The sequence below is a fragment of the Kribbia dieselivorans NBRC 106261 genome, assembly GCF_001552435.1.
Classification (GTDB): domain Bacteria; phylum Actinomycetota; class Actinomycetes; order Actinomycetales; family Dermatophilaceae; genus Kribbia; species Kribbia dieselivorans.
In genome coordinates this window covers 1-643 of sequence record NZ_BCRE01000304.1, presented here as the reverse complement: position 1 = coordinate 643, position 643 = coordinate 1, and the positions used below count along the sequence as shown (strand labels likewise).

Genomic DNA, 643 nt, shown 5'->3' with positions numbered 1-643 from the left:
CCTTGGCACGTTCACCACCCCTGACACCCTTGGAGGGTCCCGCTGTGGCCATGCGCATGTCGTCCCTGTTCCTGCGGACCCTTCGTGAGGACCCGGCCGACGCTGAGCTGCCCGGTCACAAGCTGCTGGTGCGCGCGGGGTACGTCCGCCGTGCCGCTCCGGGTGTCTACACGTGGCTCCCGCTCGGTCTGAAGGTGTTGCGCAAGGTCGAGACCATCGTGCGCGAGGAGATGGACGCGATCGGCGCCCAGGAACTCTCGTTCCCCGCCCTGCTGCCGCGTGAGCCCTACGAGGCGACGAACCGGTGGACCGAGTACGGCGAGAACCTCTTCCGCCTCGTCGACCGCAAGGGCGCCGACATGCTCCTGGGGCCGACGCACGAGGAGATGTTCACCCTCGCCGTCAAGGACCTGTACACCTCGTACAAGGACCTCCCGGTCAGCCTGTACCAGGTCCAGACGAAGTACCGTGACGAGGCTCGACCGCGCGCGGGTCTGCTGCGCGGTCGCGAGTTCATCATGAAGGACTCGTACAGCTTCGACGTCACCGACGAGGGCCTGGCCCAGTCGTACGCCAAGCACCGCGCGGCCTACATCAACATGTTCGACCGGCTCGGTTTCGAGTACGTCATCGTCCACGCCGA

1 protein-coding gene is annotated in these 643 nt (G+C 66.4%); it reads left to right on the top strand.

Annotated features, from left to right (window positions below; all coding sequences use genetic code 11):
* Nucleotides 1-50: 50 nt before the first annotated feature.
* The coding region (locus KD1_RS16025; protein ID WP_305069025.1) for an aminoacyl--tRNA ligase-related protein at nucleotides 51-643 on the top strand (593 nt) is incomplete at its 3' end.